Source organism: Lacticaseibacillus porcinae, from assembly GCF_003946305.1.
Classification (GTDB): Bacteria; Bacillota; Bacilli; order Lactobacillales; family Lactobacillaceae; genus Lacticaseibacillus; species Lacticaseibacillus porcinae.
The window spans coordinates 134671-158600 of sequence record NZ_RHNS01000005.1 but is presented as its reverse complement, the minus strand read 5'-3'; the positions used below and the strand labels follow the sequence as shown (position 1 = coordinate 158600).

Sequence of the window (23930 nt, the reverse complement as noted above, 5' to 3'; positions counted from 1 at the left end):
GGATGTCGTGAAATTTGTTCAAGCATTGCAACAACCACAACCAGCCATCGCTGTGCCGATTTCTGCAAGCAATAGTGCTGGGCTTTTACAACAAGTTGATGCATTGTGTCAAAATGCGGCAGTACAAATTGCAGAGTGGCGCGTGGACACCACTGGTGATATTTCAGATGCCGTGATACAACAAGTGGCCGCGCGATTGCATCAAGCAGGCAAGTTATTGCTCGTGACCATACGCACGCAAGCAGAAGGCGGGACGTTTGATGGGGATGCGACCGCTTATCAAGCAGCATATACGCGGTTGTTAGACTTGATCACACCAGAGGCTTTAGATGTTGAAGCAAGGCTGCCGCAATCAGTCCGTGAGGCTTGCGTGCAACTCGCCCATATTCGCAATATCGCAGTCGTCGCCAGTGCGCATGACTTTCACCAAACCCCAAGTTTTGCTGACGCGCAGGCGCAACTGCAACAACAAAGTACATGGGCGGATGTCGTGAAGCTCGCCTGCATGCCGCAAGCTCCACAAGATACGCTGAACTTACTCGCGTTGTTAGCATGGGCGCGACAAACGTTGAAACAGCCGGCGATCGTCATCGGCATGGGGGCTTTGGGACAATTGACGCGCGTTGCCAGCGGTGATTTTGCCCCAGGGTTGACCTTTGCCACGTTAGGTCAAGCTTCAGAGTTAGGTCAAGCTTCAGCACCAGGGCAACTTAGCGTCCACATGATTCAAGCACTTCAGGAGGAATTTTCATGATCGATGGTCACACCCAACTTTTTGGCCTTTTAGCACATCCCGCAGCTCACTCATTGTCGCCGGCAATGCACAATCTTGCTTTTGATCACAACCAGATCAACGCGCGCTACCTCGCGTTTGACGTCACACCTGACACTTTGCCAACTGCCGTCAACGCGATCCGCGATTTACATCTCGGTGGCGTCAACTTGTCGATGCCATTGAAAAAAGCCGTGATCCCGCTACTTGATCATGTGTCTGATTTTGCCCAAAAAGCGCAGTCCGTCAACACCATCGTCAATCGCGACGGTGAGTTATATGGCTATTCAACCGATGGCGTCGGCGTCGTGCAAGCCTTGCAGCAACATGTTGATTTATCAAAAGCGCACGTGTTGTTGTTTGGTGCCGGCGGGGCCGCAGAGTCTGCGGCGTTAGCGTTAAGCGACGGTGGGGTCGGGCAATTGACCATTGCCAACCGCCATGTCGAAAAAGCCCAGAACTTAGCTGACCGGTTGACAGCGCCGACTCAGGTGATCGCCTTAGATGAAGAAGCGGCAGTGTGCGACGCTGTGCAACAAGCCATGGTGTTGATCAATGCGACGAGCTTAGGGATGCAACAGCAACGTGAATTATCACCGTTGCCTGCAAGTACACAGTTACGTACCGATCAAGTGGTATTAGATATGGTGTATGATCCGCTCGTCACGACGTTTTTGACCCAAGCCCAACAAGCAGGCGTTAAAACTTGTCTGAATGGGTTATCGCTGTTAGTTGCACAAGGGGCAGCGAGCTTTGAATTATGGACCCAAACACAAATGCCAGTTGCGCAAGTCGAACAACATTTAGCAACGTTACTATAAACAAAGAACTGCTGGGTCGGCACTTAATGTCGACCCAGCAGTTCTTTGTTTGATTTAGTAAGTTTTCATTTGGTTCAATGGCCAATACCGCCATACCACCACGGATTGAATCGAGGATTTCTTGATAAAACCAAAGGCCCGACCATCATGAGACACGAAGCGATTATCACCCATCACGAAGTACTCGCCTTTAGGCACGCGTGCTGAATGGGTCGCTTTGTTGGTTTTCAAGTTAAAGTCTGGGGTGAATTGAACGCCAGTGGTGTCCTTGCTGTAAGCTTTGCCCCAAGCAGTGATCTCGCTAGCCATAAAGCTTGATTTCAAGTAAGGTTGCGGGGTGTATTTGCCGTTGACATAAAGCTTTTCATTTTTGACAGCGACTGTGTCACCAGGCATGCCGATGACCCGTTTGATGTATAACTCGCCGGCAACATCAGGCGCATCAAGCACGACAATGTCATTGCGTTTGATGCTGTGGTGACGCACAGAGATCAAACGGTTTTTATCATTTAACGTCGGCTGCATCGAATCGCCGGAGACGGTATCGTTGGATAACACTTGTGTCATTAACAAGCGCGCGCCGGCAAAAGCCACCACCATGATCAATAACAGTTGGACGAACCACGGAATTTTTTTCATTACTTGTCCTTCAATAAGTCGCGGATCTCAGTCAACAACGCTTCTTCTTTCGTTGGACCGGCAGGCGCGGCGTCTTTTTTTGGTAACAGCTTATTGGCGCCTTTCACCATTAGAAATACTACGAACGCCACGATCAAGAAGTTGATCACATCATTCAAAAAGGCCCCATAAGTAAACTTAGCGCCGATCACGGTAAAACTCAAGCCTTCAAGGTTAGTGCTACGAGTAAATAAGGCGATGATCGGGTTGATCAAGTTTTTAGTCAAGCTGGTCACCAGGCCAGTGAAGGCACTGCCGATGATGACCCCAACGGCTAGGTCTAAGACGTTGCCACGCATGATGAATTGACGAAATTCTTTCCACATAAGTTGTTGACCCCCTTTTACAAATAGTATATCACAGCAACTGCACACCCATCGTGCTTAATGCCGCCAATGCGATCAAGGCAAACACGATCATATGCCGGCGTTTGTGCAACATCACCATCGCCAAATATTCGCGGATCACCGCATTAGGCAAAAAGTAAAAACTCGTTGCTGCCCCTTTACCATTTGCGTTGAGTCCAGCGGCTTTGGCATAGATCCCAGCACGAAACAGGTGATAGTTATTGGTGAAGAAAGCCACAGTGCCACCGCCTTGTTGATCGATCAAGATTTTGGAGAATTTCATATTCTCTAAAGTCGTGGTGGAGCGGTCTTCTACTAAGGTGTCTTCGACAGGCACCCCTTGCGACAAGGCGTATTGTTGCATGGCCAAACCTTCAGGAAGCTTCTCATCGCCACCTTGACCACCTGAAAAGATTAGCTTTGGATGCAAGCCTTTCGCTTTTTCTTTGCGATAGAATTTGATCCCAGCATTGATCCGCGCAGCTAGCAAGGGACTGACAGTGTCACCATTGATCAAACCAGCACCGAGGACGATCAAGAAGTCTTTGTCCCGGCGTAATGGTCGCAAGTTGTATAACACCAATACCGTTAAGAAGTTGTACAACGACACCAACACATAGCCGATGCTTAAGGTGAACAACACAGCCAGCCCGTTATATAGCGGATCTGGAAGAAATTGTCGACCAAAGCTGGCGCCGATCTCCAACAACAATAAGAAAACGGCAAGTAACAACGTCAACATATTCCCGAGGCTGTGACCTTCGCGTCGCCACACGACGATCGCATTCCACACTAACCACAATAAGTGGAGTGCAAAAATTGCTAAGATCACCAACAAGAAGATCACAAATAGCGTCGCAAAAACCGCGATCAATAATCGGTTGTTGGAACCGAGGATCAATAACGCGGCAGTCGCCGCGGCAAGGATCAACCAAATATTAAATAATAAGCCATTGAACAAGCGCCGTGGCTCGATGGTGAAGCTCGCGGCAAAAATCGCAGTCATGATGATCAACGGCAGTGATACAGAGATGAGGGCAGTGGTTTCCAAACAAGCACTTCCTTACTTGAATTGCATTTTTATTAGGGTATAATGAGAAAAAATCAAAGTTTTAACTTGGGGGAAAACAAAAATGGCACATGATCCAGTCTTTGGTACGAAAGATCCAACGCTTGATTATCACAAGCGCGTTGGCGTTTATGCCGTGATCCCAGACGCAAGTGGCAAACGGCTGTTGATCCTCGGTGCGCCGAACCACGCGTTGTTTTTGCCAGGCGGTGAAGTCGAACCTGGTGAAACCGATGAAGAAACCATCAACCGCGAATTACTTGAAGAGTTCGGCGTCACGGTCACCATCGGCGAAAAGCTCGGCACTGCTTCTGAATACTTCTATTCACACCACCGCAAAACTGCTTATTACCATCCGGCAACGTTTTACGCTTGCAGCAACTTGAAGAAAGTTGCCGAGCCTTTGGAAGACTTCAACACCTTGATGTTGATGCCGATCTCCGAAGCCGCCGCCCAACTCAAGCGCCCGACCCATCGCTTCGGTGTGGCGCAGTGGTTGAAGTTGCAACAATAGCGGGTTGCGGTGATATTGAGGTCTCCAGCAGTCCGCCGCGCCATAGTGAGGGTCCAAGGGATTGTCTAGCCTGGATGTCTCGCTACGCTCGTCACCAGCCGGATCTTTCCCTGCGGTTTTGCCTAAGCGATAAATCGCTAAGGCAAATCTCACTATGGCGCGACGGCCTGCTTCCGACCTCAATATCACCACACTGCGCGAACGTAACATACAATCATACGAGATAGTCAGGAGGGGTCCTGACTATTTTTGTGGCGTCGTTCAGTCGCTGTCGCCAACGGTACGTCTAGCAAGTCGCCTGCATGTTGCCCAGAAAAATTGTGAATGGAGGAGGTGAGGTATTGCGGAGGTGAATGGGACAATTTCCTGTGGGAGTGAAATCAAGTGAGACGCCGTTTTTTGGCGGCTCGCGCAGATTTCACCGGCAAATATTGAAACAAAGTGGTTTTCTTTGGTTCAATATTTAGGCGCAAGAACATCGGCGTACTTTGCCGATTTCTGAAGCCGGCCGCACGGAAACTTGTCCCATTCACCGGAGTGATGCCTCGCCTCCGGAATTCGCGATTTTTCGGCCCGCAAGGCAAAACCTTAAAACGCGTATTGTTGAATCGCTTTGGCGACGCCGTTTTCAGCGTTAGTGGCAGTGATCACTTGCGCATGTTTTTTGACTTCGTCGATGGCATTGCCCATGGCGACGCCGCAACCTGCAGCTTTGATCATTGGCAAGTCGTTGGCTTGATCACCAATGGCCATCACGTCATCCATGCTGTAACCGAGCTTTTGTGCGAGGTCAGTGACTGCATTGCCTTTTGACGCATTTTTGTTCAAAGCTTCTAAGAAAAAAGGTTCGGAGTTGACGAAGTAGTAGCGCTCAAAATAATCCGCTGGGATCTTCGCGGTCGCCGCTGCTAAAACGTCTGGTTCGTCGATAAACATCACCTTGGCAAATTGTTTGTCATGCGGGAATTGATCAGGTAAGCGGTAAAACATCGGCATGTTGACTAAGTAGGATTCGCGCACCGAGTATTTGGAAATGTCAGCGTTTGGGGTGTACATATAATCTGCATCTTCAGCGTGAGAATGGACGTTGAGGCGATCAGCCAAGGCAGTGAGATCAACGAAATCGTCATAGCTTAATGAATGTTGCAACAACACTTCTTTGGTGTCGGCGTGTTGGACCATCGCCCCGTTATAAGTGATGGCATAGTCGCCGGGGTCCACTAAGCCGAGGGGTTCGAAGAATTGTTCCAAACCAGTTAATGGTCGACCGGAGCATAACACGATTTTAATGCCGTGAGTTTTGGCTTCTTTAACCGTTTTGATCGTTTCTTCGGTGAGTTGTTGATTGGGATCTAACAACGTGCCATCCATGTCGATGGCGATCATTTTAATTGACATAAGTATCCTTTCATTTAGCGCAAGTTAATTAAAGCACCATTGAGCAAGTAGTGTTGAAATTGTTGATAAGCTGAGGAAGCGTCGTCGCTTACCAGCTGTAACATGGTTTTCGGGAAGTAAAAACGTTTATCCCCAGTCATGCGGCCTGAGATCGCCGCCACTAGCGGCGACAAAGTCGACAATTCTTCTAAAGACCCATCCAGCTGCATGATCTCAATTTGCGTTTTCGGATTGGCACTTGAAGGGTCATATGCATCGTAAGGCAAGTCGAAGGAATCATTTTCTGCAGTGTAATATTCTGGGTCAAAGCCAGCTTTTGCGACTAAGGCTTTCAAATCAGGTAACAAATGCTCAGTGTCACTGGTGAAGGTGACTGATTTCAATGGTCGGCGTGATAAGAAACGGTCAGAGAAGTCTTTTAAAATCACATCTGGATAATCCAGCCAGTAAGTGAAGTAAGTGTTGAGCACGCCGTCGTCAAGTTTCAAATAATCTTTCAGCGTCCAAGTCCCTTCAAAAAATGGGATCAATAACCGCGGATTATATGCCGCATCAAAGCGTCCAGCTTCATATAAAGTCTTCGCTCGCGCTAGCAAGTGCATCAACACCACTTCCATACCGCGAGACACTGGGTGAAAATAGATCTGTTGATACATTTGGAAGCGACTGACGATATAATCTTCCACCGCATGCATCCCGTTAGCGTCAAAAGCGATGCCATCAGGATAAGGCCGCATCACCCGCAATATCCGCGTTAAGTCGAACAACCCGTAGTTGGTGCCGGTGTTATAAGCATCGCGCAACAAGTAATCCATGCGATCGGCGTCAATTTGACTGGAGATCATTTGGACGACTTGAGGGTTGGGATAAGTATGGTCGATGACGCTGGCGACTTTTTGGGGGAAGTCAGGTGCGACTTCTCGTAAAATGCGATTGATGTTCGTCGACTCGTCACACAAGATCCGTCGAGTGATGGCTTCATGATCGGTGTGAAAAATATGTTCAAAAGTATGCGAATATGGCCCGTGGCCGACGTCATGGAGTAACGCCGCACACAAGGCGACTAATCGTTCTGAGTCATCCCATTGATCTGGGTAATTGGTTTGAAAAGAATCACAGATCTGGCGGGTGATTTCATAAACGCCGAGTGAGTGCGTAAAGCGGGAATGTTCAGCGCCTTGAAACACGGTGTTGGCCACCCCAAGTTGCTTGATCCGGCGTAAACGCTGGAACTCAGGTGTATTGATCAAGTCCAAAATCACTTGATGACGCACATGAATGTAGTTATGCACCGGATCGCGAAAAACTTTTTCTCTTGGTAACATCGTGTTCAAGGCATTTTCCCCCTAATGTTTTTGGTTTGCGTTGTGGTGATTTGGCAGTGGGACTCCGGCTGGCCACCAGTGCGTAGAGAGGGTCCTCGGCGGAACTAGTCTGGATGCCTCGCTACGCTCGTCACTAGCCGGATTTCCACCTGCGGGTTGCTGTAGACGGTAAACCGTCAACAGCAATCTCACTACGCACTGGTGGCCAGCCTCCGTCCCACTGCCAAATCGCTACGCTGATGTCGACCATCGATTTCAAGATATTCAAGAGTCTGATTGAGACAGCATTCATCGATGTTCCCGTGACACTGATAACGTGTCATCTTGTTGTTTCAGTGACGCTATCGCCGTCGGAGCCCGGAGGCTTTCAGTTGGCAAACCAGTTTTATGACTCCATTATACAATAGAGTGTGAAGTTTTTGGTTGAGCGTTATAATAGGTTGAAAACAATTGAAAGGAAGGATCGCATGGACTTATCACGCGGGATCCCAGTTTCGATCCACTTAGAAACTTACGTCACCCAAGAAGGGGACACCGAAGAACATGTCTTCAACGAGCCTGGCACCATCGTCGAGCTTAACGACACACTTTACATTCGCTATCGTGAGATCAACGAAGAAGAACACACTGACTATCCTGTGACGTTGAAACTCCGCGGCGACGGGGATGTGCAACTCAGCCGCGGCGGCAGCAATGACGAGATGCAATTGAAACTGCATTTTGCCAATGAAAAGCGGATCTTGACGCAATATCGCACCCCTTATGGCATGATCCCGGTAGAAACGATCACCCCACGATTAGATGTGCGGATCACTGACGAACCGCTCGCCGGGGAAATTTATATCGAGTATCAATTATTTGCTAATGGTGAAGCCTTAGGAAATTATCGAATGCGATTGCTTTTTCATGCTTAAACGGGTATGATTTGGAATAGACTGTGGAAAGGGCGTGTACCGGTTGAAACTAGACGAAGTATTTGCCGACGCGATTAAATCAGAATTGTCCATGATCGAGGTGGCGCACGCCATTCTCGACGAAAAAGGCGAAACGATGGCTTTTGTGGACATCGTTAACGAGATCCAAACCTACTTGGGTAAAACCGACGAGGAGATCCGTGATCGTTTGCCGCAATTTTATACGGATCTAAACGAAAACGGATCATTCATTTCTTTAGGCGATAACGTTTGGGGCCTGCGCGCTTGGTACCCATACGAATCTGTCGACGAAGAAGTTAACCAACATGACGATGAAGAAGACGCACCGCGCCGCAAGAAGCGTAAGAAGGTCAATGCCTTCTTAGCTGATGCTGGTGACGATGATGATGTCATCGACTACAACGACGACGATCCAGAAGATGATGACTTTGAAGACGACGCTGATGATGATGCCGCTGACGACTTCGATGATGACGAAGATGCCAACGCAGACGGCGACGACGAAGAAGACAGCTTACCTGATGGGATCGAAGGCCAATTGGCTGAATTCTCTGACGACGATGACGATGAAGAAGACGACGACACGGATTCTGATTCTGACGACGAAAACTAAATCAACGATATTTTGAGATCAAGCCGCAGTTCAGGCTTGATCTTTTTTTGTGCGCAGGAAATTTGACTGCTATCATGAAAATCACTAAAGAACTTTGCACTCATTTTCAATATCGCTTGACGTAAGTAGGGATTTTAGTTATTATACTGCTTGGGCGCTTTACGATTCGTCGTAAAGCCAAAACGGTTACAAGCTCCCTGTCGTACGATGGGGAGCTTGTTTTTGTTTTTTCCCGTCAATTAAAATAAAAGGAGTTATCACATGACCAAGTATATTTTTGTTACCGGTGGCGTTGTGTCTTCACTTGGCAAAGGGATCGTCGCAGCTAGTCTTGGACGGCTGTTGAAGAACCGCGGCTTGAAGGTAACGATCCAGAAATTTGATCCTTACATCAACGTCGATCCAGGCACGATGAACCCATACCAACACGGGGAAGTCTTCGTTACCGACGATGGTGCGGAAACGGATCTTGACCTTGGCCACTATGAACGCTTCATCGACATTAACTTGAACAAGTACTCCAATGTCACGACTGGGAAAATCTACTCCGAAGTTTTGGAAAAAGAACGCAAAGGTGAATACCTCGGCGCTACTGTGCAAGTGATCCCGCATATCACCAACATGCTTAAAGAAAAGATCATGCGCGCAGCCAAAACCACGGACTCTGACATCATCATCACCGAAATCGGTGGGACGGTTGGTGATATCGAATCACAACCATTCTTGGAAGCCATTCGCCAAATGAAAAATGATGTTGGTGCAGAAAACACCTACTACATTCACGCCACTTTGATCCCATACTTGCGTGCTGCTGGTGAAATGAAGACCAAGCCAACGCAACACTCTGTTAAGGAATTGCGTAACATTGGGATCCAGCCTAACATGTTGATCTTGCGGACGGAAAAGCCTGTCACTGAAGGCATGAAGAAGAAGATCGCCTTGTTCACTGACGTTAAAGAAGATTCCATCATCGAATCTCGCGACGCCAAGTCCTTGTACTCCATTCCTTTGGCCATGCAAGCCCAAGGCATGGACCAACGTGTCATCGAACATTTCGGCTTAGATGTTCCAACTGCCGATATGACTGAATGGACCAACTTGTTGGATAAAGTTCAAAACCTTGACCACAAAGTTAAAATTGCTTTGGTCGGCAAGTATGTCGCTTTAAAGGATGCTTACATTTCAGTTTCTGAAGCCTTGAAGCATGCCGGTTACTACTGGGATTCCGATGTTGAAATCGCCACTTTCCAAGCTGAAGATGTTAACGATGACAACGTTCAAGAATTATTAGGCGATGCTGATGGGATCCTGGTACCTGGTGGTTTCGGTGATCGTGGTCTTGAAGGTAAGATCGCAGCGATCCGTTACGCCCGTGAAAACAACGTGCCATTCTTAGGCATTTGCTTAGGGATGCAAATGGCTTCCATCGAATTTGCTCGCAACGTGCTGGGCATCAAAGATGCAGCCACTGCTGAAGTCGATCCAGATTCTAAGAACCCAGTGATCTGGTTGATGCCTGATCAAGTTGATGTCACTAACCTTGGTGGGACTTTACGTTTGGGCTTGTATCCTTGCGAACTCAAGGAAGGTTCTGTTGCCGCAACGGCTTACGACAACGTACCAGAAGTTCAAAAGCGTCACCGTCACCGTTACGAATTCAACACGAAGTACCGCGAAGCTATGGAACAACACGGTATGGTATTCTCCGGTGTTTCCCCTGACAACCGTTTGATGGAAATCATCGAATTGCCAAAGAACAAGTTCTTCGTTGCCGCGCAATACCATCCAGAATTCCAATCTCGTCCAACTAAGCCAGAAGGTCTCTTCAAGTCCTTCATCCAAGCTGCTGGCGATTTCAAATAATCAATAACCCGACCGAGGCCTCGTGCCTCGGTTTTTTTGTCTCCAGAGCTTTGAGCAGCGGGCTTAGTCGGCCAGATAGCCTAGCGTCATGAATTGAACCGGGCTTTGGTTTGATTCATGACGCGTAGCTATCTGTGTCGACGTTGCTGCTCAAAACTCGACGTTCCAGCAAAATACCAGCAGCTCCAGTCATTGAGCGGCACAAAGTGAGGGTCCTCGGCTGAACTAACTTGGACGCCTCGCTACGCTCGTCGCCAAGTGGATTTCAGCCTGCGGATTCATCTAGGTGGTAAACCGCCAAGATGAATCTCACCATGTGCCGCTCAATGACCTCCGCTGCTGGTATTTTGCTTCCACAATCGCAGTGATAGGCGACGAACATGGTCAAGGGAAGAAATTTGAAAACTCAGACAGCGATTCATGAATAATGATGGATTTTCAAAATAATCACCTGATACAAATTGTAATGTTTTATGATCACCGCTATGGTTGATCGTTAAATTTTTCAGTTTTCCCAGTTTTCACCACGAAATCTGAGCGTGAGTCAGAAAATCGATCCACCGGCTTGCTGGAATCCCAGAGGTGGATCGATTTTCTGCCCCAGCTCGTCAAAGTTTCCTGTGGTATTGCTGTGGGAAGGCGAAAGATTTTCTAATATAACAAGGCAACGGCAGGAATTCGCGAAACACGGGTTGTTTTTTGGGTGAGATTTCATTAGAATTAAACGATGAATGTGTTTTAATTGTCGGCGGATAAATTTCTTTGTGCCGACGCCTACCAGTGAACGATATCAGCGTAAAAAGTACGTTATGAAGCTTAAATGTGGTCAGCTTCAGCCAGTTTGTTAGTGAACGCGTGAGTGAGGAATAAATGACATGAAAAAAATGCTGATTCACGGGGGCAAAAAGCTCTCGGGCTCGGTGGTTATCGGCGGGGCGAAAAACAGTACAGTCGCTTTGATCCCAGCGGCGATTTTGTCGCGCACCCCTGTGACCCTTGATTCGGTACCTCAGATCCAAGATGTGTATAACTTGATGGACATTCTCGAAGCGATGAATGTCCATTCAACGTTTAAAGATTGCGTGCTCCACATTGATCCAACTCAAATTAAAGAAGTCCCATTACCTGAAGGCAAAATTAAATCTTTGCGGGCATCTTATTATTTCATGGGCGCACTGTTAGGCCGTTTTGGCAGTGCCAACGTCGCCTTACCTGGTGGCGATGACATCGGTCCCCGTCCCATCGATCAACATATCAAAGGGTTTGAAGCCCTCGGTGCCACCGTTACCAATGAACATGGGGCGATGGTGCTCCATGCGCCTAAAGAAGGGCTCCATGGCGCTCGCATATACTTAGATATGGTTTCCGTTGGTGCGACCATCAATATTATTTTGGCAGCGGTCACGGCCAAAGGCCAAACCATTTTAGAAAATGCCGCCAAAGAACCAGAAATCATCGACTTGGCGACTTATTTAAATAACATGGGTGCGACCATTCGTGGTGCTGGGACTGATGTCATCCGCATCGAAGGCACCCCTGAATTACACGCCCAAAACACTCATACCATTATTCCCGATCGCATCGAAGCCGGGACTTATTTGTCGATGGCTGCGGCAATGGGCGATGGCGTCAACGTTAAAAACATCATTTCGGAACACTTGGATTCTTTCTTAGCGAAACTCGAAGAAATGGGTGTGGTAATGGATGTTGGCGAAGATAGTATTTTCGTCTACCCATCAGGGGACTTGCGGATGGTGCAGATCAAAACCATGCCATATCCAGGTTTTGCCACTGACTTGCAACAACCGATCACACCACTGATGCTTAAAGCCCAAGGCGAAGGCATCATTGTTGATACGCTTTATCCTAAGCGCGTCCGTCATGTTCCAGAGCTGATCCGCATGGGTGCAGACATCACCGTTGAAAATGATGTGATCATTTTACATCATGCCGATAAACTGCAAGGCACAGAAGTCGCTGCCACAGAAATTCGTGGTGGGGCCTGTTTGATGATCGCCGGCTTAATGGCAGAAGGCGACACCACGATCACGCATGTGGGGCACATTTTGCGCGGCTATGATCGCGTCGTGCAGAAATTGCATGGTTTAGGCGCAGATGTGGAGATCATCGATGACGTCGACGCTGATGAACCAATGAACGTTTGATTTGGTTGCAAATGCTGTTGTGGCATGCTATAATTTTGCGGTTGACTATAAACAAATATCTCTCTAGGTCAGGCAATGGCTTAGGGCAAAGGAGAAAAACACTATGAAGCAAGGTATCCATCCAGATTATCACGAAGTTGTATTCATGGATTCTTCAACTGGGTTCAAGTTCTTGTCTCGCTCAACTGTTTCTTCCGCAGAAACTGTTGAATGGGAAGACGGTAACACTTACCCATTGATCCGTGTTGAAACGACTTCCGATTCCCACCCATTCTACACCGGTAAGCAAAAGTTCAACAAAGCCGACGGTCGTGTGGATCGATTCAACAAGAAATACGGTCTCAACAAGTAATCAAACAAAACAGCACCAGTCATGTGATTTCTCACGTGACTGGTGCTATTTTTTATGAAGTTATCCACGAGCGTTGCGCTTGGTCAAGATCAAGGTCCCGACACCGATGACGGTTAAACTTAACGCGATCCACAACAACACATTTTCAACTAAAGTTCCTGCTCCGAATTTTCCAAGCCAATTCCACACCACTGGGGCAAAGAAAGCGCTGATGATCGTGGCGATGGTGAGGGTGCTACTGACGAAGTCGATCAAGTGGTCGCTGAGATTTAAGCTGCTGCGCCAAACAAGATAAGGCCCAGTATAAGAATAAATGTAGTTGAAGAAAATCGCGGCACCGATGGCAACGGCAGGTTGTTGGCTGAACAACATGACTAATACTGATAATGCTGCACCGAGATAACCTAAAGTCAACGTATTGCTGCTAAGTTTGCGATGCACACGACCAAAGGTTAAACCGGCAAGCAACCTACCGAGATTCATTGCTGAAAGCGTCCAATTGGTGAGTTGACTGTTGCCAATGCGATGTTGGGCAAATAAAACCGGTAACTTTAACTGGACGCCCCAAATGATTAAATAGGTGACAAACGCTAATACACAAAGAGTGATTTGTAAATACGGCAATTTCGTCGCTTTCAGGTGAGGAACGCTTGAAGTGGTAGTGGTTGATGGAATCACACGATAAGCAAGGACCGCTAGTGGCAACAATAGGAGATAAAGTCCAAACACTGCTTGCCAACTCAACGCGATGAGGATCCCAGCAATCGCCATTAAAACAGCGTTACCTAAGGCTGAGATCCCAGTTTGGTAGCCCATTAAGCGGGTTTTGAAGTCACCGTGATAGACGTGAGCGATCAAACTGATGGCATGCGGGGAAAATAGACCGATTCCAAGACCTAACAATCCACGACAACTCATCAACCAAATAAAATTGAGGTTGATGATCGGCAAAGTGCCGAAGATCCCGCTGATCAATAACCCACTGACAACGACGCGCCGGACACCGAACTTTTGCGTCAGCATCGGATTGATCATTAAGGTGATCAACGCACTTAAGTTGGCCAAAGTCACCGACCATTCAATCAAGGTGGTGGGAATCGTTGGAAATGAGTGCTGAAGTTGTGGAGTGATCCCAGTGATCAACGTGGACACACCGCTGACTGCAGATAAACTTAAAATGCTAGTCAGGGTGAGTCTTGGTTGTGCGTTTGACATGTCATCGCCACCTTTTATCGTTATTGGGTGTACTTTAACATGCGATCGAACTATCAGTAGGTCAGGATTGAAACCAATGGCGGTCAATCTTGGTCGTGACCTGTATCTGCAAATAGCGTCGGTGTCTTCTCGAAATAAAAATCGCCGCGATCACAGTGATTGCGGCGGTAAGACATTAGGCACTCAACAAGTCATTTAGCGTTTTGACACTCGCCTGTAGATCATCAACATTCAAAGCGCAAGTCGCGTGGCGCAACGCCAGTGGACTACCATGTTGTAAACCAACAGCTTGTGTCGCTTGGGCGAACATTGGGATCACTGAGAACCCATCACCAAGTACAGTCAACGCGTCGTGATCAGGAAGTTGCGCCATGATCGCATTTAAGGCTACTGCTTTATCATTTAACACCGGTTTTACCGCAAATGCACCGTCAGCGATGCGGATCAAATAACTTGAATCGCCTAATGATTGATTCAACGCTGCACAACTGGTGTTTAACGTGAGCGGGGCACCAGTGATCACCGCAGATACGACGGCCTTTGAATCGAAATCGGGATTCAATGGCTCACCAAGGCGTTGGATCTGGTCATGGCGATCATATAAAATCGTTTCTAAATCAAAAGTTGCAGCAAACTCGCCGACTTGTTGGTAATAAGTCTGCGGCAAGGTGTGATTGAACACCAGATCCCCACCGACAGTTTCAACGGTTTGACCGCCGTTGGTGATCACAAACGCTGAGTCTGGTAAGCCCAGTCGCATTAAATAGTGACGACTGGTTGATAAACTGTGATCAGTGCAAACCACAACGTTTAATCCAGCCTGCATTTTAGCCTGCAGCAAAGTGATGACCGTTGGTTGATGGGAGAGTTTTTGAGCGATATGGGTACTATCCAAATCGATCACACAGACGGATTTTGTCATGGGATGACCACCTTTCAAAAATGTTTTTGTAAGCCCTTACAATGATTTTATCACGGTCAGTGCCAGATGAGAAGAAATCCGTCGCCGGAAATCGATGAGTGTCGCTTGGCCCTGTGATATCAACATTTCTAGCATGTGTGATTGAATGATTGACGCTGAAATTGCACAAATGTGTGCGTGAGCAACCGCGTTTTTTTAACGTACATCTCCATTCAAAATTGCCAAATCGAAGGTTCCAAGTTATCCTACCTGTGCGTTCACACAAGGGGGGATCGCGATGTTATCTTGGGTGATGCTGATCGTGTTGAGTGTGTTAGTGATCGGGATACTTGGGGTGATTGCATTGGTCATTTATGAAGTGCGGAAGCAAGATCGTTAGTGAACGCAAAAAGGCCGGCTGGAAGGTGATTCCAGTCGGTCTTTTAGTTAAGCATTGAGATAAGCTTGCATCGTAGCCAATTGTGCTTTAGCATCAGCCAAGCCTGTCGCATGCAAGGCTTCTAATTTATCGGTATCGCGTTCCAAGCGACCAACAGTGACGGGTTGCGCTGGCGCGATCACGAAAGTTTTGCCTGCTGCTTCAAGTTGTTGCAGTTGTTCGGCTTGGCGGTTGTACATTTCTGGTCTGCCGATCGCCGTTTCCACAAATGCTGGATAATTGCTGAAGGCTTGTTGATAAGCACGACGCAACACGGCGCTGGTAGCGTTTTTGCGGTAGGTGCGTTCGCGAGTGCGGATCACCACGATTTTGTCATAACCGTTGGCTTGGGCATATTCGTAAGGGATCGAATCTGCGACGCCGCCATCTAAACATAAACCGTAGCCGGTATAGGCCGGGGCAGAAATAAACGGCATTGCTGAACTAGCTTTCAAGTTCGCGACCAAGTCTTGGCCTTGTGGCGAGTGGAAGTATACAGCGCGGCCTTTAACCATTGACGTTGCCACCACCACAAATTCCATTGGGCTGGTGCGATAAGTTAATTCGTCAAAATCTTCCCAATCGCCGCCATGGGATTCAAATAAATAATCCAAATTGATAATATCTTGGCGACGTAACGCCCGGCGCAAGGAAATATAATTGCGATCCATGCGGTGGTGAACATTGACCGCATTGGTGCGGCCTGGTTGATGAGAAATGTAATTTGTGCCGCTGAGGGCCCCAGCAGAAACGCCGATGACGGTTTTAAATTGAATGCCTTGTTGCATGAAAAAGTCTAACACGCCGGCGGTGTATTGTCCGCGCATGGCGCCGCCTTCAAGGACTAAGGCTGCATTATAAAGCATGGGACGCCTCCTTTGGCACAATGGTTTCATCAGCAGTAAATTTCGGTTCAACTTGGAGTTCTGCGATCCGCGCATCCCCCCATTTGCACATGGCATCGATGATCGGCATCAACGAATGCCCAAGCGGCGTGATCGCATAGCTGACTTTATTTTGACCGTCAGGGGCAACGTTGCGGGTGATCAAGCCATCTTGTTCGAGTTCGCGCAGTTGGTTGGTCAACACTTTATGGGTAATGGTAGGAAGCAAGCGTCGTAATTCATTAAAGCGATAAGCGCCGTGTTCATCTAAGTGACACAATAAGATCAGTTTCCATTTACCAGAAAACATGGCTAAAGTTAATTCTTTGGCACAAGAGAAATCACCATTTTCAAGGCGGGTGAGGGCGTCTTTGCGGACAATATCAGTCATCGTGAATCCTTTCAGGCACAAAATAGTGCGTGCTAGTATCTTTAGAGCCCCAAGTATAAAATAGATACCGTCAAGTTTCAAATTTGGAGGCTGTTATGAAATATCGCGAATTTGGTAAAACTGGTTTTAAGATCTCGGAAGTATCGCTTGGCACTTGGCAACTCGGCGGCAAGTGGGGCGCGCCATACAACTTAAAAGACGCGCAAGACACCTTACAAGCCGCTTATGATCACGGCGTCAACTTCTTTGATACCGCCGATGGCTATCAAGGTGGCGAAAGTGAAAAAGCGGTCGGCGCTTTCGTCCGTGAACATCCAGATGTGCACTTCACCACGAAAATCGGCCACAAAGAAACCCCTTATTCGATCGAACACTTCAATGCCGAACATTTGCGGAAATATGTTGATGACTCGTTGAAGAACATGCGGGTATCGGCCTTGGATTGTGTGTTGTTGCACTGTCCACCAACAGATGCTTATTATGATCCGTCGATTTTTGCGGCATTAGATGACTTAAAGCGCGAAGGCAAGATCTTAAATTACGGGGTATCGGTTCAACGAGTGGAAGAAGCCATCAAAGCGTTAGATTACGATATCTCGGCTGTGGAGATTATTTTCAATATGTTCCGCTTGCGTCCTGCTGAAGTGTTCTTTGATTTGGCCAAGCAACACCATGTCGGCATTTTAGCGCGCGTGCCATTAGCGTCAGGGCTGTTATCTGGTAAAATGACAGCTGACACCACCTTTGCACCAACGGATCAGCGCACCAATAATCGCAACGGCGAATTGTTTGATAAAGGGGAAACTTTCTCAGGCGTGGACTTTTTAACTGGAGTCCAAGCCGCGGATGAATTGAAACAACGCCTCGGCACTGAGAACTTAGCTGGGGATGCGCTACGGTATATTTTAATGTATGACGCTGTTTCTGCAGTGATCCCAGGTGCGTCTAATCCTAATCAAATCGAGCGCAACACCAGTGCATCAGATCTGCCGGCATTGACTGACGACCAAATGCAAATCGTCAAAGCCGTTTATGATGAAAAAATCAAAAATCCAGTGCATTATCTCTGGTAATTGCCAAACCCGTCGAAATCAACTGCAGCGGGTTTTGTATTGGGATTTACGCGATCGCGACAAAAGATTTACGACCTTGAGGGTTGATTTTTACAAAAACTCCTTATGCTGAAGGTGTTTTTGAAAGGAAAACCTCAAAGGAGTGAATGACTGATGAAACGAAAATCATGGTTAGGCGTGATATTACTACTGGTGGTCGGGGTCCTCGTCGCTTGTGGTAAAACGACTGCTTCGACAACCACCAGCTCCAGCACCACGGCGACGACTAAAGTGGTTGCCGTCGGGTCGACAGCGTTGCAACCATTAGTGGAACAAGCCGCCCAACTGTATACCACTGATCATCCAAGTGCGAAGATCACTGTGCAAGGCGGCGGTTCTGGCACTGGCTTGTCGCAAGTGGCGCAAGGGTCAGTGACGATCGGCAATTCCGATATTTTTGCTGAACAAGAAGCAGGCCTTGATGCCACGAAATTGAAGGACCATCAAGTTGCCGTCGTGGGGATGGCGCCAGTGGTAAATCAAGACGTTGGCGTCACCAATGTGTCGATGGCGCAATTACGCGACATTTTTACTGGGAAGATCACGAATTGGCAAACGCTCGGCGGCAAAAATGAGAAAATCACCGTGGTTAACCGCGCTGCAGGTTCTGGTACCCGCGCGACTTTTGAAGCGGCAGTGATGAACGGCCAAAAGGCAATGACCACCCAAGAACAAGATTCTAACGGCACCGTGCAAAAAATCGTTGCTGGCACGCCTGGTGCGATCAGCTATTTGGCGTTTTCATATGTGAAAGCTGACGTGCCGGCATTATCAGTCGATGGGGTAAAACCAACTGCTGCTAATGTTCAAACAGATAAATGGAAGATCTGGTCATATGAGCACATGTACACCAAAGGCACACCAGATGCTGGGACCAAAGCTTTCTTAGATTTCATGAATTCTAGTGCTGTACAGAAAAGCTTAGTCACCAAACTCGGCTATATTTCCATTCAGTCGATGAAAGTGACCAAAGATGCCAACAATAAAGTGTCGCCTTTGTAAGCTGGTGAGAGGATGGTAAAGTTGATCCTATTCGGCATCGCGGCACATTTGCTCACTTACTGGGCGATGAGCGATCGCGCAAGCCGACTGATTGCAGTGAAACATCACTAAGAAGATAAGCCTGCCAATTGGTGGGCTTTTTTAAAAGGTCAAATTGGTACCGCGCACTTGAACTTGTTATGATAAGAGTAGGAACACACCAAAGGAGGAATGCAAAATGTTTGATCGGATCTTAGTGCCGCTTGATGGTTCACACAACGCTTATGTCGCCTTATCGAAAGCTGAAGAACTCGCCAAATTGACCCATGCAGAAATCGTTTTGTTAAACGTGGTAGATTCAGATCACTATGCCACTTATGCCCGCGATGTGAATTACTATGATGTGTATCATCAACTGGCAGATGTGGCAACAGGGATGTTAGATCATGCCGCAGAAAAAGTGAAAGCCCAAGGCCTGAAGGTGCAAGTGGTGGTAATGGAAGGCAATCCCAAAGCCACGATCGCAAAAGCTGCCCCTAAAGATTATGGTTGTGATTTGATCGTGATCGGGAAATCTGGCACCAATGCGATCGAACGTTTCTTAACCGGTTCGACCACAGCATATGTGGTGCGCGAAAGCCCGGTCAATGTCTTGGTGATCAATGATGACCAAGATGTGGCTGTCGGGGGTTACTAAAAAGTATAGTTGTTATTGAAAAACGTGATGTAACCGTACAATTAATGGGTAAATAATGGGTACTACGCCTACTATAATGGCTAATTCCCAGTTCAAAACCAATAAAGGATTTTTATTAATCTTGGATAATTTTAGTTATATAACTGTTTATAATTAGAACCATAGTAAGGCAACGGTAGTCAGCCTTATGCTTACACATTAACTTACACTCCCAAAAAAGTTCCCCCAAACTTTTCCGTCAGCAATGGCGGTTTTTTTGTGCCCAGTGGTTTTCAGAACGGTTTTAGGCGACCAGGTAGCCTAGCTTAAGGCGTTGAGTCCGGTCTTGGCTCAATGTCTTAAGCGTAGCTATCTGTGTCGCCGTTGTTTTGAAAACCACGACGCTGCCCATGTCGCTATCCGTGATGACGTTGCTTTAAATACCTCGACGTCGTAGCTATCTGTGTCGCCGTTGCTTGAAAAAGCGCGACGCTGCCTAGCACTTGCTCAACCGTAGCTATTCGTAGATGCGTTGCTTTGAAGCACTCGACGTCATTTCATTGTTCATGCCTCTCAGTCTCCAGTCCCTTGCAACCTCAGTCGGGAGTCGTTAGACTTAACTCATATATGGAGGTGGACTGATGCAAAAGTTATATCGCGGGTTATTGGTTGTTAATGTGATCGGCGCGGTGATCTATTTGATCGTTTGCGGGATCGCATTGGCCATGGGGCATGCGATTTATCCTGGTCAAGCGATGTTATTAGGTCAAGTGGTGTTTGGGATCATCTTAGCGATCGCACCTGGCTTGATCGGCAATTGGCGTCACTTTAAGTTCCCGTTGCTGTTGTTAGTGATTTGGGAAGCTTTTATTTTAGGGGCCGTTTTGCTAGGAACCGGGATGCAATTTTATAACATTCCTTATTGGGATAAATTCTTGCATTTATTCTCTGCGTCGATGTTGGCAGGGTTAGGGTTGGCGATTTTTGGTGCGTTGACGCCAAAACAACAGCTCCAAACCACCAAACCGTTGCTTCTAGCGATCGTTGCGGTAGCCTTTGGGACCATGTGTGGTGTGTTGTGGGAATTTTACGAATTCACCGGCGATGGGTTGCTAGGGTTAAACATGCAGCGGACCATGGCTCACGGTGTTGGTTTGGTCGGCCGCTTGGCGTTAATGGATACCATGGGTGATCTGTTAGCGGATTTCTTAGGGTCGCTAGCGTTGGGGGTATGGTGCTACTTTGGTGTCAGCCGCGATCGCAAGTGGCTAGAAACCTTTATGTTCACCAAATAAAAAAGTCGCCTGCGATCGGCGACTTTTGTTATATCGTATTTAAGGTATGTTTTTGCAACGCAGATAATGGCAAAAAGTCTCGCGCAAAGTTGATTTCTTCACCAACCACCTCAGAAAATTTAGGCTTTAACGCCACTAACCATTGGGTGTAAAGGGACCAGTTGCCTTGTTCGCGTAGAATTTCAAATAGCGGCGGCAAGCTGTTGGCATCGGCAACTAACAAGGCATGTGCCAAGACTTGGGGACTGAATGGTGCGGTTAACAGTGGCTTTCGCCATTGCAACTTAGCTGCAAAGTCGTCCCAGCTGTTGCCGACTTGCAACTGTTGATCAACTTCTAAATCGCGATAATAAATCGCGCCGTCAGCTGCAACCGCAAAGATCTGGTCGCCATCTTGGGCGATCGGCCACCAAGAATCTGGCAATCCTACAAGCTTCACCTGAGGTCCTGGGGTCGCGATTGCATGGATCGCCACGCCATCGATCGCATCGCTAGTGGGTTCATCAGTATGAAGCCAGTATTCATGCGGCCAACGACCTGTTGCAACGGCTTGCCAATAAGATTCAGGCAGTGGGGCAGTGCGCGAGATCGTTAATCCAGCAGGTTCAGGCGAAGGTAATGGCCAAGCAATCATAAATTGTCCTTTCTATGGTAGAAAAAAATTTCTTTTGTTTCAGCATACCAAACTTTGAGCACAACGGCTCATTTTGAAGTATAATCGTGACTGTTAATATAGGAGGTCCATCGTGCGCAATTCTGTGATCTATGTCCATTACGAGCCGCTTGCTCATATGTTTTTGACTGCGGGCATTTCAGCGAGTGATGTGTTAAAGGCGACACCAAAGCCGATTCGGCATTTGTTGTTGTTGCCGCCCATTGACGAAGACGAGTTCATCGATCCGCACACCGGCTTTAACGAAATTTCCGGTGAGGAACAAGTGGCCACCTTCTTACGAGGCAAAGATGCGCGGAATCGTTCTTGGCTGGATTATCAACATGGCACTTATTTGCGCGAGTTGATGCCGACTGAAATTGCCGAGCTTTTATACTTAGGTCATGCCAAAACGCATATTCAACCACCATTTTATTACAAGTTGCAAAATAATCTGGTGTTTTTGCCACTGCGCAATGATATGGTCACCATGTATTGCCGCCAAGTGAGCTTTTTCTCCAATACGTTAGCAGAAGCATTGGTCAAACATTTGCGTTGGGCGGCGAATGATCAACCGTTTTGGTTAAGGTTGCGGCAACAGCATTTCAAGCCGGTACCAGAATCTGTTTTAAGCGACTTGCTGCCGAGTTTAGAAGATGGCGTGTTGTTTGATTTTTCTGGTGGCATCTTCAGTCGTGATTTCGTGCGGGTGCCATTGTGGCTATTAGCAGATCGCTTTGTTCCTGATCAACCAGCAGACCTTGAAGCGGCGACGCAAATCGGGGCGTTAGTGCTTGATCGCAAAGCCGACGCCTGGCGCTTGGAAATGAAATAATTGGCAACTAGGGATAGCTTGCGCTACAATAGTCACGCAATAGCGTTGCTCGCATCATTGGAGCAACGCGTTAATGTGTAAGGAGTTCATTCACAATGAAAATGAAGTTATCCGAAATCGCTCGCGTCGTTGGCGCAGATTGTCCATTGGCAGAAGGGGACTGCCCGACGATCACCGGCGTGGCTTTTGATAGCCGTCAGTTAAAACCAGGTGATTTATTTGTGCCCCTTGCCGGTGAGCGCGATGGTCATGATTTTTTGGCGTCGGCAGCTGAACATGGTGCCGCAGCGACGTTTATCGCTGACAGTAAAACCCCGATCACGACGACGATCCCACAGTTGGTGGTATCTGATCCGTTGAAAGCTTTGCAAAAACTCGCCAGCTATTATTTATTGATGAAGGTCAATCCTAAAGTCGTAGCCATCACTGGCTCTAATGGTAAAACCACGACGAAAGATATGACGGCAGCGATTTTAAGTACCCAATATCATGTGGTGAAAACCCCAGCCAACTTCAACAATGAAATCGGTGTGCCGTTTACTATTTTATCGATGGACACCAACACCGAAGTCTTAGTGGTGGAAATGGGGATGGATCGTCCTGGTCAATTGACGGCGTTAAGTGGTTTAGCAGAACCTGATGTCGCCGTGATCACCATGATCGGCGAAGCCCATATCGAATTCTTCAAGACTCGCGATAAAATCGCCGATGCCAAAATGGAAATTGTATCGGGGTTAAAAGAAGATGGCTTATTTATTTACAATGGCGACGAACCATTGTTGCGTGAACGCGCCGAAGCCGTCGAGCAACAAAGCAAAACCTTTGGCTTAGACCCAGATAACAATTTATACGCCCGCAACATTCAAGCTTTTGAAGATCACACCGAATTTGATTTATCCAAGTGGCCAGACTTGCACTTCACCATCCCAGTGATGGGGGAATACAATGTGTCTAACGCCTTGGCAGCGATCCTCGTCGGCCGACGTTTCCATGTGAAGCCTGAATCCATTCAATCCGCATTGAGTCACTTTGACATTACCGCCAACCGGACCCAATGGTTGAAAGGTGATGCTGGGGAATCAATTTTAAGTGATGTCTATAACGCTAATCCCACAGCGATGAAGGCCGTTTTGCACGACTTCTCTGATTTTCCTTGTGCTGGTCGCCGCATTGCGGTGTTAGGCGATATGTTGGAACTTGGCGAGGCTTCTGGTGACTTACATGCTTCAGTGGCACCAGCGCTTGACCCAGATAAAGTATCTGAAGTCTACTTATACGGGGATGAAATTGTCACCTTGCGTGATGCGTTGGCAAAACGCTACCCCGCCGGCGCGTTGCACTACTTCAAAAAAGGCGATCAACAAGCTTTGATCAATGCCTTGCAAGAAGATGTGTCTTACCAAGACATGGTGTTGTTAAAAGCCAGCCATGGTTTACATTTGGAAAATGTCCTCGCCGCGCTGCTTGATGGCGACCGCGGATAATTAAGAGAGATTCAGACAATTTTGTCTGGATCTTTTTTTACTGCTGTCTGGCATCGTCAGTGTTTCATGCCGCTATCAGGTGAGCTCCGTTACAGTGATTTGTAAGCTACCAAAACAACGTAGAAAATCTGTGAGCGGAGATGATCTGGCAGAACGGAGGTGAATTGGACAATTGCCTGTGGGAGTGAAATCAAGTGAAACGCCGGTTTGTGG

General features: G+C 47.6%; 24 protein-coding genes. 14 read left to right on the top strand and 10 right to left on the bottom strand.

Annotated elements, in window-relative coordinates:
- Window positions 1-7: 7 nt before the first annotated feature.
- Both aroD and EKM92_RS06815 read left to right on the top strand, forming a co-directional pair.
- The gene (aroD, locus tag EKM92_RS06820) at window positions 8-754 is read left to right on the top strand and encodes a type I 3-dehydroquinate dehydratase (RefSeq protein ID WP_164509921.1); all 747 of its coding nucleotides are present in this window, start codon (window positions 8-10) and stop codon (window positions 752-754) included.
- Complete coding sequence (locus EKM92_RS06815) at window positions 751-1593, top strand: shikimate dehydrogenase (protein ID WP_125709171.1); 843 nt, start codon at window positions 751-753, stop codon at window positions 1591-1593. The genes aroD and EKM92_RS06815 overlap by 4 nt, the downstream gene beginning before the upstream one ends.
- 54 nt (window positions 1594-1647) lie before the next feature.
- On the opposite strand, the gene lepB is transcribed toward EKM92_RS06815, so the two are convergent.
- The 3 genes from lepB to EKM92_RS06800 are packed head-to-tail and all read right to left on the bottom strand — an operon-like array spanning window position 1648 to window position 3669.
- On the bottom strand, window positions 1648-2232 hold the full coding sequence (lepB, locus tag EKM92_RS06810) for a signal peptidase I (protein ID WP_125709169.1): 585 nt from the start codon (window positions 2230-2232) through the stop codon (window positions 1648-1650).
- Window positions 2232-2597 carry a large-conductance mechanosensitive channel protein MscL gene (gene mscL / locus EKM92_RS06805; RefSeq protein WP_125709167.1) on the bottom strand — a complete coding sequence of 122 codons (366 nt, stop codon included), beginning with the start codon at window positions 2595-2597 and terminating at the stop codon, window positions 2232-2234. Before mscL ends, lepB begins: the two co-directional genes overlap by 1 nt.
- A 31-nt stretch (window positions 2598-2628) precedes the next feature.
- Window positions 2629-3669, bottom strand: a complete 1041-nt coding sequence (locus EKM92_RS06800; protein ID WP_420812569.1) for a YdcF family protein — start codon at window positions 3667-3669, stop codon at window positions 2629-2631.
- Window positions 3670-3751: 82 nt separating this feature from the next.
- On the opposite strand from EKM92_RS06800, the gene EKM92_RS06795 reads away from it, so the two are divergent.
- Window positions 3752-4201, top strand: a complete 450-nt coding sequence (locus EKM92_RS06795; protein WP_125709165.1) for an NUDIX hydrolase — start codon at window positions 3752-3754, stop codon at window positions 4199-4201.
- 588 nt (window positions 4202-4789) lie between these two features.
- On the opposite strand, the gene yidA is transcribed toward EKM92_RS06795, so the two are convergent.
- Both yidA and EKM92_RS06785 read right to left on the bottom strand, forming a co-directional pair.
- Entirely contained in the window at window positions 4790-5599 is an 810-nt protein-coding gene (gene yidA, locus EKM92_RS06790) for a sugar-phosphatase (protein ID WP_125709163.1), read from the bottom strand.
- 14 nt (window positions 5600-5613) lie between these two features.
- Window positions 5614-6924 carry an HD domain-containing protein gene (locus EKM92_RS06785; RefSeq protein ID WP_125709216.1) on the bottom strand — a complete coding sequence of 437 codons (1311 nt, stop codon included), beginning with the start codon at window positions 6922-6924 and terminating at the stop codon, window positions 5614-5616.
- Window positions 6925-7391: 467 nt separating this feature from the next.
- On the opposite strand from EKM92_RS06785, the gene EKM92_RS06780 reads away from it, so the two are divergent.
- The 5 genes from EKM92_RS06780 to EKM92_RS06760 all read left to right on the top strand — a co-directional run bounded on the left by EKM92_RS06780 (window position 7392) and on the right by EKM92_RS06760 (window position 12852).
- Window positions 7392-7838, top strand: a complete 447-nt coding sequence (locus EKM92_RS06780; protein ID WP_125709161.1) for a YwiB family protein — start codon at window positions 7392-7394, stop codon at window positions 7836-7838.
- Between the two features lie 43 nt (window positions 7839-7881).
- Window positions 7882-8472 (top strand): DNA-directed RNA polymerase subunit delta, encoded by a 591-nt coding sequence (gene rpoE / locus EKM92_RS06775; RefSeq protein WP_125709159.1) that lies wholly within the window; start codon window positions 7882-7884, stop codon window positions 8470-8472.
- A gap of 261 nt (window positions 8473-8733) precedes the next feature.
- On the top strand, window positions 8734-10335 hold the full coding sequence (locus tag EKM92_RS06770) for a CTP synthase (protein WP_125709157.1): 1602 nt from the start codon (window positions 8734-8736) through the stop codon (window positions 10333-10335).
- An 875-nt stretch (window positions 10336-11210) separates the two neighbouring features.
- Entirely contained in the window at window positions 11211-12500 is a 1290-nt protein-coding gene (locus EKM92_RS06765; protein ID WP_125709155.1) for a UDP-N-acetylglucosamine 1-carboxyvinyltransferase, read from the top strand.
- A 103-nt stretch (window positions 12501-12603) separates the two neighbouring features.
- Window positions 12604-12852, top strand: coding sequence for a type B 50S ribosomal protein L31 (locus EKM92_RS06760; RefSeq protein WP_125709153.1), 249 nt, complete (start codon window positions 12604-12606; stop codon window positions 12850-12852).
- Between the two features lie 60 nt (window positions 12853-12912).
- On the opposite strand, the gene EKM92_RS06755 is transcribed toward EKM92_RS06760, so the two are convergent.
- From EKM92_RS06755 to EKM92_RS06740, 4 genes are all read right to left on the bottom strand, one after another.
- Window positions 12913-14067, bottom strand: coding sequence for an MFS transporter (locus EKM92_RS06755; RefSeq protein ID WP_125709151.1), 1155 nt, complete (start codon window positions 14065-14067; stop codon window positions 12913-12915).
- 175 nt (window positions 14068-14242) lie between these two features.
- Complete coding sequence (locus tag EKM92_RS06750) at window positions 14243-14989, bottom strand: HAD hydrolase family protein (protein WP_125709149.1); 747 nt, start codon at window positions 14987-14989, stop codon at window positions 14243-14245.
- A 426-nt stretch (window positions 14990-15415) separates the two neighbouring features.
- Window positions 15416-16273: a patatin-like phospholipase family protein gene (locus EKM92_RS06745; protein ID WP_125709147.1), complete on the bottom strand. Its 858-nt coding sequence runs from the start codon at window positions 16271-16273 to the stop codon at window positions 15416-15418.
- Window positions 16263-16682, bottom strand: a complete 420-nt coding sequence (locus EKM92_RS06740; RefSeq protein WP_125709145.1) for a winged helix-turn-helix transcriptional regulator — start codon at window positions 16680-16682, stop codon at window positions 16263-16265. Before EKM92_RS06740 ends, EKM92_RS06745 begins: the two co-directional genes overlap by 11 nt.
- A gap of 95 nt (window positions 16683-16777) precedes the next feature.
- Here EKM92_RS06740 and EKM92_RS06735 point away from each other — a divergent pair, with 95 nt between their 5' ends.
- The 4 genes from EKM92_RS06735 to EKM92_RS06720 all read left to right on the top strand — a co-directional run bounded on the left by EKM92_RS06735 (window position 16778) and on the right by EKM92_RS06720 (window position 20746).
- The gene (locus EKM92_RS06735) at window positions 16778-17755 is read left to right on the top strand and encodes an aldo/keto reductase (protein ID WP_125709143.1); all 978 of its coding nucleotides are present in this window, start codon (window positions 16778-16780) and stop codon (window positions 17753-17755) included.
- A 153-nt stretch (window positions 17756-17908) separates the two neighbouring features.
- A complete protein-coding gene (locus tag EKM92_RS06730; RefSeq protein WP_125709141.1) occupies window positions 17909-18796 on the top strand; it encodes a phosphate ABC transporter substrate-binding protein in 888 nt (295 codons plus the stop codon).
- A gap of 217 nt (window positions 18797-19013) precedes the next feature.
- A complete protein-coding gene (locus EKM92_RS06725) occupies window positions 19014-19472 on the top strand; it encodes a universal stress protein (protein WP_125709139.1) in 459 nt (152 codons plus the stop codon).
- 620 nt (window positions 19473-20092) lie between these two features.
- Window positions 20093-20746 carry a DUF2238 domain-containing protein gene (locus EKM92_RS06720; protein WP_125709137.1) on the top strand — a complete coding sequence of 218 codons (654 nt, stop codon included), beginning with the start codon at window positions 20093-20095 and terminating at the stop codon, window positions 20744-20746.
- Between the two features lie 28 nt (window positions 20747-20774).
- On the opposite strand, the gene EKM92_RS06715 is transcribed toward EKM92_RS06720, so the two are convergent.
- Window positions 20775-21380 (bottom strand): SMI1/KNR4 family protein, encoded by a 606-nt coding sequence (locus EKM92_RS06715; protein WP_125709135.1) that lies wholly within the window; start codon window positions 21378-21380, stop codon window positions 20775-20777.
- Between the two features lie 112 nt (window positions 21381-21492).
- On the opposite strand from EKM92_RS06715, the gene EKM92_RS06710 reads away from it, so the two are divergent.
- Both EKM92_RS06710 and EKM92_RS06705 read left to right on the top strand, forming a co-directional pair.
- A complete protein-coding gene (locus EKM92_RS06710; protein WP_125709134.1) occupies window positions 21493-22233 on the top strand; it encodes a hypothetical protein in 741 nt (246 codons plus the stop codon).
- Between the two features lie 95 nt (window positions 22234-22328).
- Window positions 22329-23717, top strand: a complete 1389-nt coding sequence (locus EKM92_RS06705) for a UDP-N-acetylmuramoyl-tripeptide--D-alanyl-D-alanine ligase (RefSeq protein WP_125709132.1) — start codon at window positions 22329-22331, stop codon at window positions 23715-23717.
- The last annotated feature ends 213 nt before the right edge of the window (window positions 23718-23930 follow it).

Bases quoted from the DNA above. Each gene is read 5' to 3' on its own strand.
- EKM92_RS06765 (WP_125709155.1), top strand. From the start codon at position 11,211: ATGAAAAAAATGCTGATTCACGGGGGCAAAAAGCTCTCGGGCTCGGTG.
- EKM92_RS06760 (WP_125709153.1), top strand. From the start codon at position 12,604: ATGAAGCAAGGTATCCATCCAGATTATCACGAAGTTGTATTCATGGAT.
- lepB (WP_125709169.1), bottom strand. From the start codon at position 2,232: ATGAAAAAAATTCCGTGGTTCGTCCAACTGTTATTGATCATGGTGGTG.
- EKM92_RS06715 (WP_125709135.1), bottom strand. From the start codon at position 21,380: ATGATTGCTTGGCCATTACCTTCGCCTGAACCTGCTGGATTAACGATC.
- mscL (WP_125709167.1), bottom strand. From the start codon at position 2,597: ATGTGGAAAGAATTTCGTCAATTCATCATGCGTGGCAACGTCTTAGAC.
- EKM92_RS06755 (WP_125709151.1), bottom strand. From the start codon at position 14,067: ATGTCAAACGCACAACCAAGACTCACCCTGACTAGCATTTTAAGTTTA.
- EKM92_RS06780 (WP_125709161.1), top strand. From the start codon at position 7,392: ATGGACTTATCACGCGGGATCCCAGTTTCGATCCACTTAGAAACTTAC.
- EKM92_RS06750 (WP_125709149.1), bottom strand. From the start codon at position 14,989: ATGACAAAATCCGTCTGTGTGATCGATTTGGATAGTACCCATATCGCT.
- EKM92_RS06815 (WP_125709171.1), top strand. From the start codon at position 751: ATGATCGATGGTCACACCCAACTTTTTGGCCTTTTAGCACATCCCGCA.
- EKM92_RS06705 (WP_125709132.1), top strand. From the start codon at position 22,329: ATGAAAATGAAGTTATCCGAAATCGCTCGCGTCGTTGGCGCAGATTGT.
- EKM92_RS06785 (WP_125709216.1), bottom strand. From the start codon at position 6,924: ATGTTACCAAGAGAAAAAGTTTTTCGCGATCCGGTGCATAACTACATT.
- EKM92_RS06745 (WP_125709147.1), bottom strand. From the start codon at position 16,273: ATGCTTTATAATGCAGCCTTAGTCCTTGAAGGCGGCGCCATGCGCGGA.
- EKM92_RS06725 (WP_125709139.1), top strand. From the start codon at position 19,014: ATGTTTGATCGGATCTTAGTGCCGCTTGATGGTTCACACAACGCTTAT.
- EKM92_RS06735 (WP_125709143.1), top strand. From the start codon at position 16,778: ATGAAATATCGCGAATTTGGTAAAACTGGTTTTAAGATCTCGGAAGTA.
- EKM92_RS06770 (WP_125709157.1), top strand. From the start codon at position 8,734: ATGACCAAGTATATTTTTGTTACCGGTGGCGTTGTGTCTTCACTTGGC.
- EKM92_RS06795 (WP_125709165.1), top strand. From the start codon at position 3,752: ATGGCACATGATCCAGTCTTTGGTACGAAAGATCCAACGCTTGATTAT.
- EKM92_RS06740 (WP_125709145.1), bottom strand. From the start codon at position 16,682: ATGACTGATATTGTCCGCAAAGACGCCCTCACCCGCCTTGAAAATGGT.
- EKM92_RS06730 (WP_125709141.1), top strand. From the start codon at position 17,909: ATGAAACGAAAATCATGGTTAGGCGTGATATTACTACTGGTGGTCGGG.
- EKM92_RS06720 (WP_125709137.1), top strand. From the start codon at position 20,093: ATGCAAAAGTTATATCGCGGGTTATTGGTTGTTAATGTGATCGGCGCG.
- yidA (WP_125709163.1), bottom strand. From the start codon at position 5,599: ATGTCAATTAAAATGATCGCCATCGACATGGATGGCACGTTGTTAGAT.